A 15,300-nucleotide genomic window follows, 5' to 3' on the forward strand; every position below is an offset into this window, starting at 1 on the left:
TTGAAAGAGGTTAGCGATGAACGCATCTTTTACTGGTAAAAAACTGTTAGTGGTCGGTGGTACAAGTGGTATGGGTTTCGAATCGGCGAAATTGGTACTGAAAAATGGCGGCAGCGTAGTATTGGTCGGTAATCGCCAGGACAAAGCCGAGCAGGCACATCAGGCACTGGCGGTAGACGGTCAGGTATCCATCATTGTTGCCGACCTGATGAAAGAGGAAGGCATGCAGCATGTAGTAGACACCATAAACGCTGAACATAAAGACATCAGTCTGATGGTGAATGCCGCAGGTGTGTTCTTTCCGAAACTATTTACCGAGCATGAAACTGCCGATTACGATATGTACATGAACCTTAACCGCGCGACCTTCTTCATTACCCGTGATGTGGTGCGCAATATGATTGATGCAGGTATTAAGGGCGCAATCGTCAATATAGGTTCCATGTGGGCGAAGCAGGCTGTTGGCGCAACACCATCTTCCGCTTACTCCATGGCGAAAGCAGGTCTGCACGCAATGACCAAAAATTTGGCTATTGAACTGGGCAGTAAAGGTATTCGTGTCAACGCAGTTTCGCCCGCAGTAGTGTATACGCCGATTTACGAAGGCTTCATTCCGAAAGACGATGTGAAAGATGTCATGAACAGCTTCGACAGTTTCCATCCAATTGGCCGTGTGGGCACGCCGGTTGATATCGCCGAAAGCGTAGCGTTCCTGCTCTCTGACAAGACGGACTGGGTCACTGGAGCCATCTGGGATATAGACGGTGGCGTGATGGCCGGCCGTAACACCTGATAACGATGCAGCATATGGAAAGGGTCATCCGCCGTAAGTATTGACACCGAGGCGCATAAAGGAGAACGGCTGGTAAAAAAGTGCAATTGAAGCCCGCTCTGGGTGGTATAAGGGCCAAAAAGAGAGGGAGGCGTAATGCCTCCCTCTCTCTATATTGGATGCCCGCATTGAGACAAACTAACGGTTTCACCTCTAAGCCTTTCTGGCCATGCAATGACATAAATACGCAGTAAAAAACGGCTTAACTGACTGCAACAAGGCATAGGGAAGCGCTTCTGATTGCACTCACCATACAGCACCACCAAATATCACTTTACGCCGATTTTACAAATCAATTCAGCACGAATTGCCCCGATAAAGGTCCATCTGCGTTGGTTAACCCTACAACGAAACCTCGCCCAGACTGAGCCACAACGCCCCTGATAGGAAAGACTGCTCGATAAGCAACCAGAAGTCACATTAGGTTGACCATTAACTATGTTAAAAGTTAATGTCGAAATGAGTTTCGATTGGAGCAGATAAGTAGGGAGGGCATTCTCAATCACCAAGCCACTATCTGAGTCCTGCCTGTTTTTGTGCTGGCGTAGCGAATCGTTGATTTTACGCCGATTTTACGCCTGCCCCATGGCGCTTTATGGCGCCTTTACGCCTGTTTTACATACCATTTCAGCGTCAATTACACCTATGGAGTCGATATGAATTGGCTATATCTGCTGCTGGTCCTCGCCCTGCTGGGTTATCTGTTGCGTGCGTTAACACGCAGCCACGAGTGAGGAACTGAATATGTGGCAAGAAGTGATTTATCCGGTGGCCTTTGTGCTGCTAATCCTGCTGCCGGCACCTCTGCTTGGCGGCTACCTGTATCGGGTATTCGAGGGGCAGAGCCGCTGGCTGTCGCCCATAGAGCGCGCCACCCTGGCCTGCTGCGGCACGGACGGACGGGAGCAAGACTGGAAGTCCTACGCCCTCAGCCTGCTGGCATTCAACGGGGCCGGTTTCGGCCTGCTGTTCCTGATCCTGATGGCGCAAGGCCTGCTGCCCCTCAACCCGCAGCAAATGCCGGGCATGAGCTGGCAACTCGCCTTCAACACCGCGGTCAGCTTTATGACCAACACCAACTGGCAAGCCTATTCCGGTGAAGCCAGTCTCTCCTACTTCAGTCAGATGGTAGGCCTGACCACCCAGAACTTCGTCTCCGCCGCCACTGGCGCCGCCGTTGCCGTCGCGCTGTTCCGTGGTATCGCCCGCCAACAGACCACCAACCTTGGCAACTTCTGGCAGGATCTGGTGCGTTTCTGTCTCTATGTGCTGCTGCCGATGGCGCTGATCATGGCGCTGCTGCTGGTATGGCAGGGCGTGCCCCAGACGCTGTCGGCCTATCTGCCGTTCCACAGCCTGGAAGGTCAGGAGCAGCTGCTGCCACTGGGCCCTGCCGCGTCCCAGATCGCCATCAAGCAGCTCGGCTCCAACGGCGGTGGCTTCTTCGGCATCAACTCGGCTCACCCGTTCGAGAACCCGACCGCCCTGACCAACTGGCTGGAGATGGTAGCCCTGCTCACCATAGCCGCCGCCATGGTCTGCACGCTGGGTCGCTACGTGAAGGACGTGGCCCATAGTCGCGCCATCCTCACCGCCATGACCATCATGCTGGTGTTGGGCCTCTCCCTCTCCCTCTCCCAGGAGATAAAGCCGGATCCCAACCTCGCTCACCTCACCACTCAGATGGGCAACTGGGAAGGCAAGGAGAGCCGCTTCGGCCCCGTGCTCTCCAGCATCTGGAAAGTGGCGACCACGGCCGCCTCCAACGGCTCGGTCAACTCCATGCACGACAGCGCTGCCCCCCTCGCCGGCATGGTCGCCATGATCAACATGCTGCTGGGTGAAGTGGTGTTCGGCGGCGTGGGTGCCGGTATCTACGGCATGATGCTGTTCGTGCTGCTGACCGTGTTCCTGTGTGGCCTCATGGTGGGTCGTACACCCACCTATCTGGGCAAACGCCTCGGCATCACTGAGATGAAGTGGGTGGTCGCCAGCATGCTGGTGATGCCCGTCGGGGTATTGGTGATCGGTGGCGTAACCCTGCTGATGCCGAATGCCGACACCGTCATAGGTCATGAAGGCCCGCATGGCCTGTCACGGCTGATCTATGCCTACGCCTCGGCTGCCGGCAACAACGGTTCCGCCTTCGCGGGCTTTGCCGCCGCCGATAGCTGGCAGTGCATCGCCATCGCGCTGGCCATGCTGCTCGGACGCTTCGGTTACATCATCCCGGTGCTGGCCATCGCCGGCCAGCTCGCCCGCGCTCCGCGCCAGGAAACGGGTGAAGGTGACTTCCCGATCCGGGGGCCACTGTTTATTACCTTGCTGATCATCACAGTCCTGCTGATTGGCGGCCTCTCCTTCCTGCCACTGCTGGCACTGGGACCCGTGGCCGAACATCTAAGCCTGATACAGGGAGCGTTCTAATGAGCAAATCCATCTCCATGACAGCCCGCACCGAGAAGGTGAAGGCCAAAAAACAGAAATCGCAAGTCATGCAGGCAATGATTGAAGCCCTTTATCGCTTCAATCCGAAGGCGTTGTTTGGCAGCCCCATACTGTTCACCCTCTGGCTGGCTGCCGTGATGGCGACCGTGGAATCGCTGCTGGGACAACCCTTCTCCGGGGTCGCCCCCAGCCTGGCCTGGCAGCTGACCGCCTGGCTCTGGCTGACCCTCTGGTTTGCCAACTTCGCCGAGACCCTGGCCGAAGGGCGCGGCAAAGCGAGGGCCGACAGCCTGAAGGCCGGCATGAGCCAGCTCAAGGCACGCCGGGTCACGGATGCCAAGGATGGGCAGGGTGAATGGGTGTCCGCCACCAGCCTGCGAAAAGGTGATCTGGTACTAGTGCGCAGCGGTGAAATGATCCCGGCCGATGGTGAAGTGGTGGCAGGCATTGCCTCGGTGAACGAGGCGGCCATCACGGGTGAATCCGCCCCCGTCATCCGCGAATCCGGTACCGACCGCAGTGGCGTGACCGGCAACACCACTGTGGTCTCGGACGAGATCTGGGTGCGCGTCAGCAACAATCCGGGTGAGAGCACGCTGGATCGGATGATCTCGCTGGTGGAAGGAGCCAAGCGCCAGAAGACCCCGAACGAGATGGCGCTCGATGCCCTGCTGGTGGGTCTGACCCTGATCTTCCTGCTGGTGGTGGCTACCCTGCCCTGGTTCCTCAACTACAACGGAACCCAGGTGCCCAGGATCTACCTGCTCGCCCTCTTCATCACCCTGATCCCGACCACCATAGGCGGGCTGCTCTCCGCCATCGGCATCGCCGGCATGGATCGGCTGGTGAAACTGAACGTGATTGCCAAGTCGGGCCGCGCAGTGGAGGCCGCCGGTGATGTGCGTACCCTGCTGCTGGACAAAACAGGCACCATCACCTTCGGCAACCGCATGGCCGACGAGCTGATCCCGGCCCCCGGTGTGGATCCCTCCCTGCTGGCCCAGGCGGCCATGCTGGCCTCCCTCGGTGACAATACGCCGGAAGGCAAGTCCATCCTGACCCTAGCAGGCAAGAGCATGGCCAAGCCGAGCCAGCTGGAGAGTGACAAACTGATCCCGTTCAGCGCCGAGACCCGGTTGAGCGGGCTGGATCGCAACGGTCATCAATATCGCAAGGGGGCTGTAGATGCTGTGCTCAACTATCTCTCCCTCGAGCGCAAGGCGGTGCCCGAGCTGATCCTCAAGTCGGTCGACAACATCGCCCGCCAGGGCGGTACTCCACTGCTGGTCTGTACCCACGAGAAGTTGATGGGGGTTGTGTTCCTCAAGGACATCATCAAGCCCGGCATCAAGGCCCGCTTCCAGATCCTGCGTCACATGGGGATCCGCACCGTGATGATCACCGGTGACAACCCGCTGACTGCCGCCGCCATCGCCGCCGAAGCCGGGGTGGATGACTTCATCGCCGAAGCCACCCCTGAGAAGAAGCTGGCCTACATCCGCCAGGAGCAGGCCGATGGCCGCCTGGTCGCCATGTGCGGTGACGGTGCCAACGACGCCCCGGCGCTGGCCCAGGCCGACGTGGGTCTGGCCATGAACGAGGGTACTCAGGCCGCCAAGGAGGCGGGCAACCTGGTGGATCTGGATTCCAACCCCACCAAGCTGCTGGACGTGGTGCTGGTCGGCAAACAGTTGCTGGTGACCCGGGGGGCACTGACCACCTTCTCCATCGCCAACGACGTGGCCAAGTACTTCGCCATACTGCCAGCCCTGTTCATCGCAGCCTATCCGCAGCTGGGTGCGCTGAACCTGATGCAGCTGGGCAGCCCGCAGAGCGCCATCCTGTCGGCCATCATCTTCAACGCCCTGATCATAGTGGCGCTGGTGCCGCTGGCCCTGCGCGGTGTCAGCCTGAAGGGATCCCCCGCCAGCCTGCTGCGCCGCAACCTGCTGATCTACGGTGTCGGTGGTCTGCTGGTGCCCTTCATTGGTATCAAGCTGATCGACCTGGTCATCACTGGCCTGGGTCTGGTGTAACGCCATTGCGGGGAGCAAGCCTGGCTTGCCCCCCATCAACCTGTTTGGAGCAAGAAAATCATGATAGCAATCAGAACCCTGCTGACCCTGACCCTGCTGCTGGGCGTCGGCTACCCACTGGCGGTGACCGGGCTGGCCCAGCTGATGTTCCCCTGGCAGGCCAACGGCAGCCAGCTGACCAACGGTAACCAACAGCTGATCGGCAGTGCCCTGCTGGCGCAGAAATTCGATCGGGCCGAGTACTTCCACTCCCGCCCCTCCGCCAGCGACTTCGCCACCATTGGCGGCAGTGCCAGCAATCTGGGGATGGGCTCACCACTGCGCAGAGAGTTCGCCGAGGCGCAGGGCAATGTTCAGTCCCCCACCATGCTGACCCGCTCCGCCTCCGGCCTGGACCCCCATCTGCCGGTAGATGCCGTGCTGGCTCAGGTAGAAAGAGTGGCCAAACAACGAGGGCTGGATCCCGCCTTGCTGACGGAGCAGGTCAAGTCCAGAGTGCAAGCTGGTATCCTTGGCCCGCAAGTGGTCAACATCCTCCAGCTCAACCTGCAGCTCGACAAGGACGCTTGATAGAGAGGACGGGGATCCCACATTTTCGAACTGAGCCAGCGGTTGCTCGATAAGGATCATAATGCGTGATGAGGTAAAGGCTGGTGCCCTGATGGCAAGCATGGAGCAGGAGTCCTGGGATGCGTGATGAGGTGCGGGCCGACGCCTTGCTGGCGAGTCTGGAGCAGGAACACAAAGGCAAGCTGAAGGTTTTTCTCGGCGCTGCGCCCGGCGTCGGCAAGACCTACGCCATGCTGCAAGCAGTACGGGAACAGGCGCGGGAAGGGGTCGACATCCTGATCGGCGTGGTGGAAACCCACGGCCGTCAGGAGACCCTGGCCCTGCTCGACAAGCTTGCCATCCAGCCGCGCAAGCTCCATCTCCATCGCCAGCAACGGCTCGAGGAGATGGACTTGGATGCTCTGCTCGAACGCAAACCCGCCATCGTCGTAGTGGATGAGCTGGCCCACAGCAATGCCCCGGGCAGCCGTCACGAAAAGCGCTGGCAGGATGTGGAGGAGTTGCTTGGTGCCGGCATCGATGTCTACTCCACCCTCAACGTGCAGCACCTGGAGAGCCTCAACGATCTGGTGTGGCAACTGACCGGGGTCAGGGTCAAGGAGACACTGCCAGATCAAGTGCTGCTGGAGGCGGACAGCATCATACTGATCGACCTGCCTCCCAAAGAGCTGCTCGGCCGGCTCAAGGAGGGCAAGGTCTATGTGCCCCATCAGGCCAAGGCCGCCCTGCAATCCTTCTTCTCCCTCAACAACCTGACCGCCCTGCGCGAGCTGGCAATGCAGACCGCCGCCAGCCACGTGGAGGGGGATCTGCAGTTGCAGTGGCAGGCTGCGGGCAAGACCACGCTGCCGCTGCGGGGCAAGCTGATGGTCTGCCTCGGCGATCAGCACGGCTCGGCGCTGGTACGCTACGGCCACCGCTTCGCCCAGCGCCGCCAGCTGCCCTGGCTGGTGGTGCACATCGACAGCAAGGGGCAACGCTCCGCCGAGCTGGAGCAGGCGCTGGCGCTGGCCTCTCACCTCGGTGCCAAGGTGCTGACCCTCTCCAGCCCGGCGGTAGCCAATACGCTGCTGGAAACCGCCGAGCAGCAACAGGTCTCGCAACTGCTGCTTGGCAAACCCCACAAAGCCCCCTGGCGCCGTTCCCTGGTCCAACACCTGCTCAAGCAGGCGCAGGGGCTCGAAATCACACTGGTGGATACAGAGAAGCGCAAACCCGGCCTGGGACTGCAACCACTCCACCCCAAGGACATACGCCAGAGCCTGCTGGCCATCACCATCATGGCGGTAACCTCGGCCACCGCCTGGGGACTCTCCCACTGGCTGCCGCCCGCGTCCCTGCCCCTGCTGTTCGTGCTGGGGGTGCTGGCGACGGCGCTCACCACCAGCCTGGTGCCCGCCATACTGGCGGCCGTACTGGGCTTCGTCGCTCACAATCTGCTGTTCACTGCCCCCTACTTCTCCCTGAGCGTGGCCAGCCACAGCGATCTGCTCACCCTGTTCGTGCTGCTTATCGTCGGCATGACGGCGGGACGACTCGCCTCCCGCCAGCGGCAACAGCTGATCGGCCTGCGCGAGACTCAGCAGCTCGGCAACGCCCTGCTCTCCCTCAGTCAGGGACTGGCCACCGCCAGCAGCCCGGAAGAGGTGCTCAGGCAAGGCACCCAGGCCATTTCACTGGCCTTGATCCAACCGGTCTTTGCCCTCGATCAGGATTATCAGCACAGGGCGGGATCGGCTCAGCACAAACCCGGACAGACCGACAAGGCGGCCATCGACTGGTGCCTGGCCCAGAAGCAGAGCGCGGGCGCCCACACAGCCACCCTCAATGCCGCCGAGGCGCAATATCACCATCTCACCGATGATCTGGTGCTCGGCATCCGGCTGGTCAATCCGCTCGCCTCTTCGGCTGAACACCAGTTGCAGGCCCTGCTCACCGACATCCGCGCCGCCCTGGCCCGGATCGACCTCAACGAGCGGCTGGCCGACAGCCAGCTGCAGGCAGAGACGGATCGGATGCGCGCAGCCCTGCTCTCGTCGGTTTCCCACGATCTGAAGACGCCGCTGGCAACCATCATGGGGGCTGGCAGCACCCTACTGGAATACGGTGATCGGATAAGCGCAGAGGATCGCAGCGAACTGCTCCATTCGGTGCAGGACGAGGCGCGCCGCCTGCACAGCTATGTGCAGAACCTGCTGGACATGACCCGCATAGGTTCGCCGGACTTCCAGTTGAAACGGGACTGGGTCGACCTGGCAGATCTGGTGGAGAGTGCCCGCAAGCGGTTGGACTCCTCCTGGCGCCAGCACAAACTGCTGGTGCACTTCGATCAGCAGATCCCCCAGCTCTATGTGCACGGCGCCCTGATCGAGCAGGTGCTGGTCAATATCTTCGACAACGCCTCCCGCTACTCGCCAGCCGGCACGCCCATCGAGTTCAAGGTAATGCTGGCAGACCCGGATCTCATCATCGATATCATCGACATCGGGGTCGGCATCGCCGAGTCGGATCGGGACAAGATCTTCAATCTCTTCTACACCCAGCCGGTCGGTGATTGCGGCAGTCGCGGCACCGGGCTTGGCCTCGCCATTTCCCGCGCTATGATAGAGGCTCATGGCGGTCGCATCTGGGCGTTTTCTGGCCCCAATGGCAACGGCACCTGCATGCGCATCTCCCTGCCGCTCACCCTCAACTCACCGGAGGTATGATGGATCCCATCCTTTGTCATAAGGGCTGTAGAGAGTTCATTCTGCCATAATATGTTCCCTACCCAACATTCGCCTCTGGAGGCTAGATGGCTCATATCCTGGTCATTGATGATGAAGCGGCGATCCGCCGCTTTCTGCGGATCAGCCTGATCGCCGAGGGGCATCAGGTCAGCGAGGCGGTGGGCGTCAATGAGGGACTGGAGCAATATCGCCACCTCAATCCCGATCTGGTGATCCTGGATCTCGGCCTGCCGGACGGAGACGGCATCCAGATTCTGCAGACGATTCGTGAGCACCATCAGCACCCGGTACTGGTGCTGTCGGCGCGGGATTCGGAGCAGGAGAAGGTACGGCTGCTGGACGCAGGCGCCAACGACTACATGAGCAAGCCGTTCGGCATTGGGGAGATGATGGCCCGCATCCGCGTCTTGCTGCGCCAGCGAGTCGGGGTCAGCAGCGGTGAATGTCGCCACTTCCCCCAATGCGGCCTGACCCTGGACGCCAGCAGCCACAAAGTGACCATGAGGGATGAAGAGATCCCCCTGTCTCGCAAGGAGTTCGCCCTGCTGCAGGCGCTGGTGTGCCACCCCGGCAAGCTGGTGATGCAGACCCAGCTGCTCAACGACATCTGGGGACCGAGCCACAAGGAAGACACCCACTACCTGCGCATCGTCATCGCCAGCCTGCGCAAGAAACTGGGGGATAATCCCCAACAACCCCGTCTGATCGAAACCGAATCCGGCATCGGCTACCGTTTTATCGGCAACTGATGTTTCACGTGGAACGCCGTCCGCTGCACAGTACGGCCACCAGGCCACAGCCAAGGAGCAGCATACCCAGATCCTGCAAAGTGGCCGCCAGCGCCAATCCCAGGCTGAGCAGCAGGTAGTAGGCCAGCCCGAACAGGGCACCGGCGCTGCCTGCTACCTCCCGATAGCCCAGCAAGGCCTGACTCAACACATTGGGGATGACAATCCCAAAAGCCACAACGACGCCCATCATGGGCAGCAGGAACCAAAGCGAATCCTGACTCGCCCAGACCAGCAGCCCGCCAACCAGCGCCAGCACGCAAGCCAGCCTGACCAGAGATGACGGCTGCCAACCTCTCCCCAGCAGATGCTTGTTCAGCAGGCTGCCGATCAGAGTCGCCAGCGCCAACACCAGGCCGGAATAGCCAAACTCGCTGGCACTCAATCCCAATTCGGCAAACAGGAAGGGGGCTAGGCTGTAGTAACCAAACAGCATGGTATTGAACAGGGCGACCAGCACAGCGCAGCACCATAGCCCACCATCCCGCACCATGCGACACGCCAATGGCCAGAGGGCAACCCGAGTGGTTATCGCAGGACGGGTTTCCGGCAGCCGCCAACGGGCGATCCCCCCCAGTATCAGGGCCAGCAACAGCAAGCCACTGAAGACACCGAGATAGCCAAACTGCTCGGCCAACAAGCCGCCGCTCACCAGCCCCAGCACCGGGCTCTGGGAGAGCGCTATGCCCATCACCGAGAAGACCCGCGCCAGCTCGCTCCCCTGATAGCAGTCACGCAGCATGGTCTGGGTCACCACAGATCCCACTGCAGCGCCAAAGGCAGAAATAACCCGGGCCAGCAGCAGCACCTCAAACCGATTGGCCAGCAGCGCCAGCAAGGTGCCGGCGCCATAGGTGAGCAGACCCGCCAGCATGGCGGGACGCCGCCCGATCAGATCGCAGAGCCGTCCCCAGCAGACAACACCCACCGCAAACGCCAGAAAATAGACCGACAAGGTCTGGGATGCCTGTCCGTCGCTCACCCGAAACTGGGTAGCGATCTGGGTCAGTACCGGGCTGTAGATGGTCTCCACGATCTGGGGAAACATCATCAATCCCACCACCAGCCAGAGCGGTGGCAACTTGTTGTTCATGACAAACCTCCTTCACAAGAGGTCGCCATTCTAGAGAGATGCCGATTGTCTGATTACAATAAGCAGGACTATAAACATCAAAAATCGGACATATGGCCTTTATTCTTCCCGATCACCCTTTTGACCCTGATCAGCTGACGGGCAGCGTGATCGGCATTGCCTCCGCGCTCGGTTGGCACGACTCGGGCCTGCATCAGCATCAACGCCATCAGCTGCTGTTTGCCCAATCCGGCTGCATGACCATGGAGCTGGAAGGTCGGATCTGCCTGCTGCCGCCCACCCGCGCCGCCTGGCTGCCAGCGGGCACCGCCCACCGGATATTGATGCGTGGTGTGGTGGCCTACCGCTCCCTCTATTTCCAGCCTTACCCCGAGTTGCCCGGCACGGTGGAGGTGCTGGCGGTCAATCCGCTGCTGCACGAACTGATCGAGCGGATGGCGCTCTGGCCATGGGACAAACCGCAAGCAGAGCAGCAGCGAACGATGGCGCTGTTTATGGAGGAGTTGGGGCTGGCGCCGCGGGAATCGTGGCAGTTGCCGCTACCGACAGATCCCAGACTGGGCGGCTGGCTACAGCAGTTGAAACGGGGAGATGCCCTGCCCGAGCGGCTCAACCGGCTGGCCGAACGGGTGGGTGCCAGTGACAAGACCATTGGCCGCATCTTCATACGGGAGACCGGCATGAGCTATCAGGCATGGCGTCAGCAGTGGCGGCTGTTGCGCGCCATGGAGTTGCTGGCAGAAAGCGAGCCCATCAGCCGGATTGCCGCCGCGCTGGAGTTCTCCAGCGACAGCGCCTTCATCAGCTTCTTCAAACAACATACGGGGCAGACTCCCCTGCGCTATCTCAGCTCTCGGGGTGAGTCGCCACCGCCTGACTCGCCTCCACCACCAGGGTATCCAGCGCCAGCGGCTTGAGGTTGTGCAGCGCATCCTGCACCACGGCCTGGGATGCCTGCTGCAGCTCGCGCTGCACATCTTGCTCCAGCTTGGCACTCTCCAGCTCGGGTCTCGGGTTGTCGTTGGCCATCACGTTCAGGCTCAGGGCACTCACAATCAGGGTGGCTATCAGGGTTTTCATCTGGTTTGCTCCGGTGTGGTTGAGATGACCAGCTAGCTCTTCCAATTGTTGTGCCAACCCTCAAAACATACATAACATGATGATTTTGTTTAAATTTACCCTCTATCGATACCAAAATGAGTCGCAAAATGCATCCTGCTCGGTCATTTTAAAACCAACAGTTGGTGCTTTTAACCACGCTTAAATTTTTGGCCATGTTCCACGTGGAACGTCCCGTTTTTTTGATCGACACCCGCTTTTAAACTGAGCTATGGTGCTACATCCCCGTAACTGACTCTGGATCCGTCACCGAATGGAATTTTCCTTGTTCGGCGAGAAGTTCACTCGCCACGCCGGTATTACCCAACTCATGGATGACCTCAATCAGGGGCTGACCAATCCGGACGCCATCATGCTGGGTGGCGGTAATCCGGCCCCCATCCCCGCCATGCTGGAGCGCTTTCAGGCCGAGGCCAAAACCCTGCTCGACAATGGTGAACTGGTCAAAGCCATGGCCAACTACGATGGCCCGCAAGGCAAAGACAGGTTCACCAAGGCGCTGGCAGCCCTGCTCAGCAAAGAGCTGGGTTGGGATATTTCGGCCCGCAATATCGCTCTGACCAACGGCAGCCAGAATGCCTTCTTCTATCTGTTCAACCTGCTGGCTGGCGAGTTCGCCGATGGCCGCAAGAAGAAAGTGCTGTTCCCGCTGGCCCCGGAATATATCGGCTACGCCGACTCGGCCCTCACCGATGACTACTTCGTGGCGTACAAACCCACCATGGAGAAGCTGCCCGATGGCCAGTTCAAATACCATGTGGATTTCGAAAGCCTGCAGGTGGGCGACGATATCGGGGTGATCTGCGTCTCCCGTCCAACCAACCCGACTGGCAACGTGCTGACCGATGACGAGATAGAGCACCTGGATCAGATCGCTCGCGACAAGGGCATTCCGCTGCTGATCGACAACGCCTACGGCGTGCCCTTCCCGGGCATCATCTTCAGCGAAGCCAAGCCGTTCTGGAACGCCAACACCATCCTCTGCATGAGCCTCTCCAAGCTGGGCTTGCCGGGCACCCGCTGCGGTATCGTCATCGCCGACGAGAAGATCATCCAGGCCATCACCAACCTGAGCGGCATCATCAACCTGGCGCCGGGCAGCCTGGGGCCAGCCATTACCATCCCCATGATCGAGAGCGGCGAGATCATCGCCCTGAGCGAGCAGGTAGTGAAACCCTTCTACCGGCAGAAGGCCGAGCTGGCGGTAGCGCTGCTGCGTGAAGCGATCCCGGATCCGCGCTTCCACATCCACAAGCCGGAAGGCGCCCTCTTCCTCTGGCTCTGGTTCGAAGACCTGCCCATTCACTGTCAGGAGCTTTACGAGCGACTGAAAGCGAAGAACCTGCTGATAGTGCCGGGTCACTACTTCTTCCCCGGCATCGACGACCCCGAGTGGCGCCACAGCCAGGAGTGCATACGCCTCAACTACTCCCAGAGCGAGGAGCTGGTGCGCCGTGGCATCGCCATACTGGCGGACGAGATCAACGACCTCTACGGCAGCAACTAACCTGCGAGCCAAAAACAAAAAGGCCTGCAATCGCAGGCCTTTTCATTTCCCATGGCTTAGTTTGGTAGCGCCAGTGGCTCGGCTTTGCCGATGGGGATGGCGCGAGGCTTGAGCGCCTCCGGCAGTTCGCGTGCCAGATCGATGGTCAGCAGACCATGCTCGAGCTTGGCCCCCTGCACCTCAACGTGCTGACTCAGCTTGAAGGCGAGCTCGAAGTCGCGCTCGGCAATACCCTGATGGAGGAACTGACGCTCACCGGCAGCTGCCTTGCGCCCCTTCACCTTGAGGGTGCCGTTTTCGGTTTCCAGCTCCAGCTCTTCGCGCTCGAAACCGGCCACCGCGACCGTGATGCGATAGCCGTCGTGATCGCGCTTTTCAATGTTGTAAGGGGGGTAAGCGGCGGTCTTCTGATCGAACAGACCTTCCAGCTCACGGGCCATCCGCTCGAAGCCGACGGCATTGGAATGGAGATGAGAAAAATCGAGGTTACGCATAATCCTATCCTTCTAACAAGCAACAGGTTTGGTTCTCCACAGGCCCGTCATCGGCACCCGGGAAATTTGAAAATCGCAGTGAATTCAGGCTATCAGCCGTTGATCTCGATCTTGCGCGGCTTCATCGCCTCGGGCACTTCACGCACCAGCTCGATATGCAGCAAGCCGTTTTTCAGGTCCGCCCCTTTTACCCGCACATAGTCGGCCAGCTGGAAGCGGCGCTCGAAACCCCGTTCGGCTATGCCCTGATACAGATAGTTGCGGTCGGTCTCGGCCTGCTTGTTACCCTTCACCGTCAGCAGATTTTCCTGGAAGCTCAGCTCCAGCTCTTCCTGGGTAAAACCCGCCACCGCCATGCTGATGCGGTAGTCGCTGTCACCCAGCTGCTCGATGTTGTAGGGGGGATATCCGGCATTGCCATTGCTGGCCGCAGACTCGATGAGATTGGCCAGACGATCGAAACCGATGGCAGAACGATAGAGCGGAGAAAAGTCGATAGAACGCATAGTATTACCCTCTTATGAGCGATAACGGATGGTTTGCCCTCCTGTCGGACGGGCGTATGGTCGAAACCTCTGTCGAGCGTTCCGGCCTTGTTACCTATATAGGGGCCCAGTTTTTTGCTTTCAAGGGGGATTCTTTCAGATTTTTTAAATGGCCGCGCCGACCTTTAGATCATCAGCCTATTGGCCCGATAGTGATGATAATCGACCCGTGGGCCACTGATGGCTGGCCGAACCATCCACCATACTTGGTTGCATATCCACCAACCAACATGGAGCCATCCCATGAAGATTACCCAGGTTCGCAACGCCACCCTGCTGCTCGACTATGCCGGCACCCGCTTTCTGATCGACCCCATGCTCTCTGCCAAAGGGGCCTTCCCCGGCTTTGAGGGCACCGCCAACAGCCAGCTGCGCAATCCGCTGGTCGAGCTACCGCTGCCGATCGATGAACTTGTCGATGTGGATGCTGTTATCGTCACCCACGATCACCCGGATCACTGGGATGATGCCGCCAGAGCCCTGATCCCCAAGCATCTGCCACTGTTTGTACAACATCAGAAAGATGCTGACACCATACGCGCCAGCGGCTTTAAAGATGTGCGCCTGCTGAGCGAGCAGGCCGAATTTGCCGGTATTCGCCTGCAGCAAACCGGTGGCCAGCACGGCAGCGATCAACTGATGGCGGTACTGGGCGAACGCATGGGAGAAGTGTGCGGCGTGGTCTTCTCCCACCCCTCCGAGAAATGCCTCTATCTGGCCGGTGATACGGTCTGGAATGCGCAGGTAGAGCACGCTCTGCAACAGCACCAGCCCGAAGTAGCCATCCTCAACTGCGGCGATGCCCAGGTGCCGGGGCTCGGCGCCATCATCATGGGCAAGGAGGATGTCGCCGCCGTTTATCAGGCCGCACCGCAAGCCACGCTGATCGCCAGCCATATGGAGGCAGTCAACCACGCCCTGCTGTCACGCAAGGAGCTGCGCGACTATCTGGCGAAACAGAGCATGACGGATCGGGTACGGGTGCCGGAAGATGGCGAGGCAATATCGCTGTGATCCGCAGGAGGGCGGAGGGCCATGCCAGACATGGCCCTTCGGCTTTCACTGCCGAACGCTTATGATGAGGGGTCTGCGCGCAGAGAGGAGCCAACACCATGCCCACCCCGATCATTGCCGTGGTG

Annotated in this window: 13 protein-coding genes; 9 read left to right on the forward strand and 4 right to left on the reverse strand. The window is 59.9% G+C overall.

Annotation, left to right across the window (positions count from 1 at the left end; genetic code table 11):
• Positions 1-16 precede the first annotated feature (16 nt).
• The 6 genes from BN1129_RS13155 (at position 17) to BN1129_RS13180 (ending at position 9,364) form a co-directional block, all read left to right on the forward strand.
• The gene (locus BN1129_RS13155; RefSeq protein ID WP_042037121.1) at positions 17-793 is read left to right on the forward strand and encodes an SDR family NAD(P)-dependent oxidoreductase; all 777 of its coding nucleotides are present in this window, start codon (positions 17-19) and stop codon (positions 791-793) included.
• A gap of 783 nt (positions 794-1,576) precedes the next feature.
• Complete coding sequence (gene kdpA / locus BN1129_RS13160) at positions 1,577-3,259, forward strand: potassium-transporting ATPase subunit KdpA (protein WP_042037122.1); 1,683 nt, start codon at positions 1,577-1,579, stop codon at positions 3,257-3,259.
• On the forward strand, positions 3,259-5,316 hold the full coding sequence (gene kdpB / locus BN1129_RS13165) for a potassium-transporting ATPase subunit KdpB (protein ID WP_042037123.1): 2,058 nt from the start codon (positions 3,259-3,261) through the stop codon (positions 5,314-5,316). The genes kdpA and kdpB overlap by 1 nt, the downstream gene beginning before the upstream one ends.
• Before the next feature lie 60 nt (positions 5,317-5,376).
• On the forward strand, positions 5,377-5,886 hold the full coding sequence (locus tag BN1129_RS13170; RefSeq protein ID WP_042037124.1) for a potassium-transporting ATPase subunit C: 510 nt from the start codon (positions 5,377-5,379) through the stop codon (positions 5,884-5,886).
• 119 nt (positions 5,887-6,005) lie between these two features.
• Complete coding sequence (locus BN1129_RS13175) at positions 6,006-8,594, forward strand: sensor histidine kinase (RefSeq protein ID WP_042037126.1); 2,589 nt, start codon at positions 6,006-6,008, stop codon at positions 8,592-8,594.
• 86 nt (positions 8,595-8,680) lie between these two features.
• Complete coding sequence (locus BN1129_RS13180; RefSeq protein ID WP_042037128.1) at positions 8,681-9,364, forward strand: response regulator; 684 nt, start codon at positions 8,681-8,683, stop codon at positions 9,362-9,364.
• 4 nt (positions 9,365-9,368) lie between these two features.
• Here BN1129_RS13180 and BN1129_RS13185 read toward each other — a convergent pair whose 3' ends face one another.
• A complete protein-coding gene (locus BN1129_RS13185) occupies positions 9,369-10,496 on the reverse strand; it encodes a multidrug effflux MFS transporter (protein WP_042037129.1) in 1,128 nt (375 codons plus the stop codon).
• A gap of 92 nt (positions 10,497-10,588) precedes the next feature.
• On the opposite strand from BN1129_RS13185, the gene BN1129_RS13190 reads away from it, so the two are divergent.
• Positions 10,589-11,413, forward strand: a complete 825-nt coding sequence (locus BN1129_RS13190) for an AraC family transcriptional regulator (protein ID WP_042037131.1) — start codon at positions 10,589-10,591, stop codon at positions 11,411-11,413.
• On the opposite strand, the gene BN1129_RS13195 is transcribed toward BN1129_RS13190, so the two are convergent.
• The gene (locus BN1129_RS13195; protein ID WP_042037132.1) at positions 11,343-11,576 is read right to left on the reverse strand and encodes a hypothetical protein; all 234 of its coding nucleotides are present in this window, start codon (positions 11,574-11,576) and stop codon (positions 11,343-11,345) included. The two genes, BN1129_RS13190 and BN1129_RS13195, sit on opposite strands and share 71 nt — an antisense overlap.
• Before the next feature lie 292 nt (positions 11,577-11,868).
• On the opposite strand from BN1129_RS13195, the gene BN1129_RS13200 reads away from it, so the two are divergent.
• Positions 11,869-13,122, forward strand: coding sequence for a valine--pyruvate transaminase (locus BN1129_RS13200; RefSeq protein WP_042037133.1), 1,254 nt, complete (start codon positions 11,869-11,871; stop codon positions 13,120-13,122).
• 56 nt (positions 13,123-13,178) lie between these two features.
• Here BN1129_RS13200 and BN1129_RS13205 read toward each other — a convergent pair whose 3' ends face one another.
• Together BN1129_RS13205 and BN1129_RS13210 are read right to left on the reverse strand one after the other, a co-directional pair.
• A complete protein-coding gene (locus tag BN1129_RS13205; RefSeq protein WP_042037134.1) occupies positions 13,179-13,616 on the reverse strand; it encodes an Hsp20 family protein in 438 nt (145 codons plus the stop codon).
• Between the two features lie 92 nt (positions 13,617-13,708).
• Positions 13,709-14,122 carry an Hsp20 family protein gene (locus BN1129_RS13210; RefSeq protein WP_042037136.1) on the reverse strand — a complete coding sequence of 138 codons (414 nt, stop codon included), beginning with the start codon at positions 14,120-14,122 and terminating at the stop codon, positions 13,709-13,711.
• 282 nt (positions 14,123-14,404) lie between these two features.
• Between BN1129_RS13210 and BN1129_RS13215 the strand changes: the two genes are divergently transcribed.
• Complete coding sequence (locus tag BN1129_RS13215) at positions 14,405-15,175, forward strand: MBL fold metallo-hydrolase (protein ID WP_042037138.1); 771 nt, start codon at positions 14,405-14,407, stop codon at positions 15,173-15,175.
• The last annotated feature ends 125 nt before the right edge of the window (positions 15,176-15,300 follow it).

This window comes from Aeromonas popoffii (genome assembly GCF_000820025.1).
Taxonomy (GTDB): Bacteria; Pseudomonadota; Gammaproteobacteria; order Enterobacterales; family Aeromonadaceae; genus Aeromonas; species Aeromonas popoffii.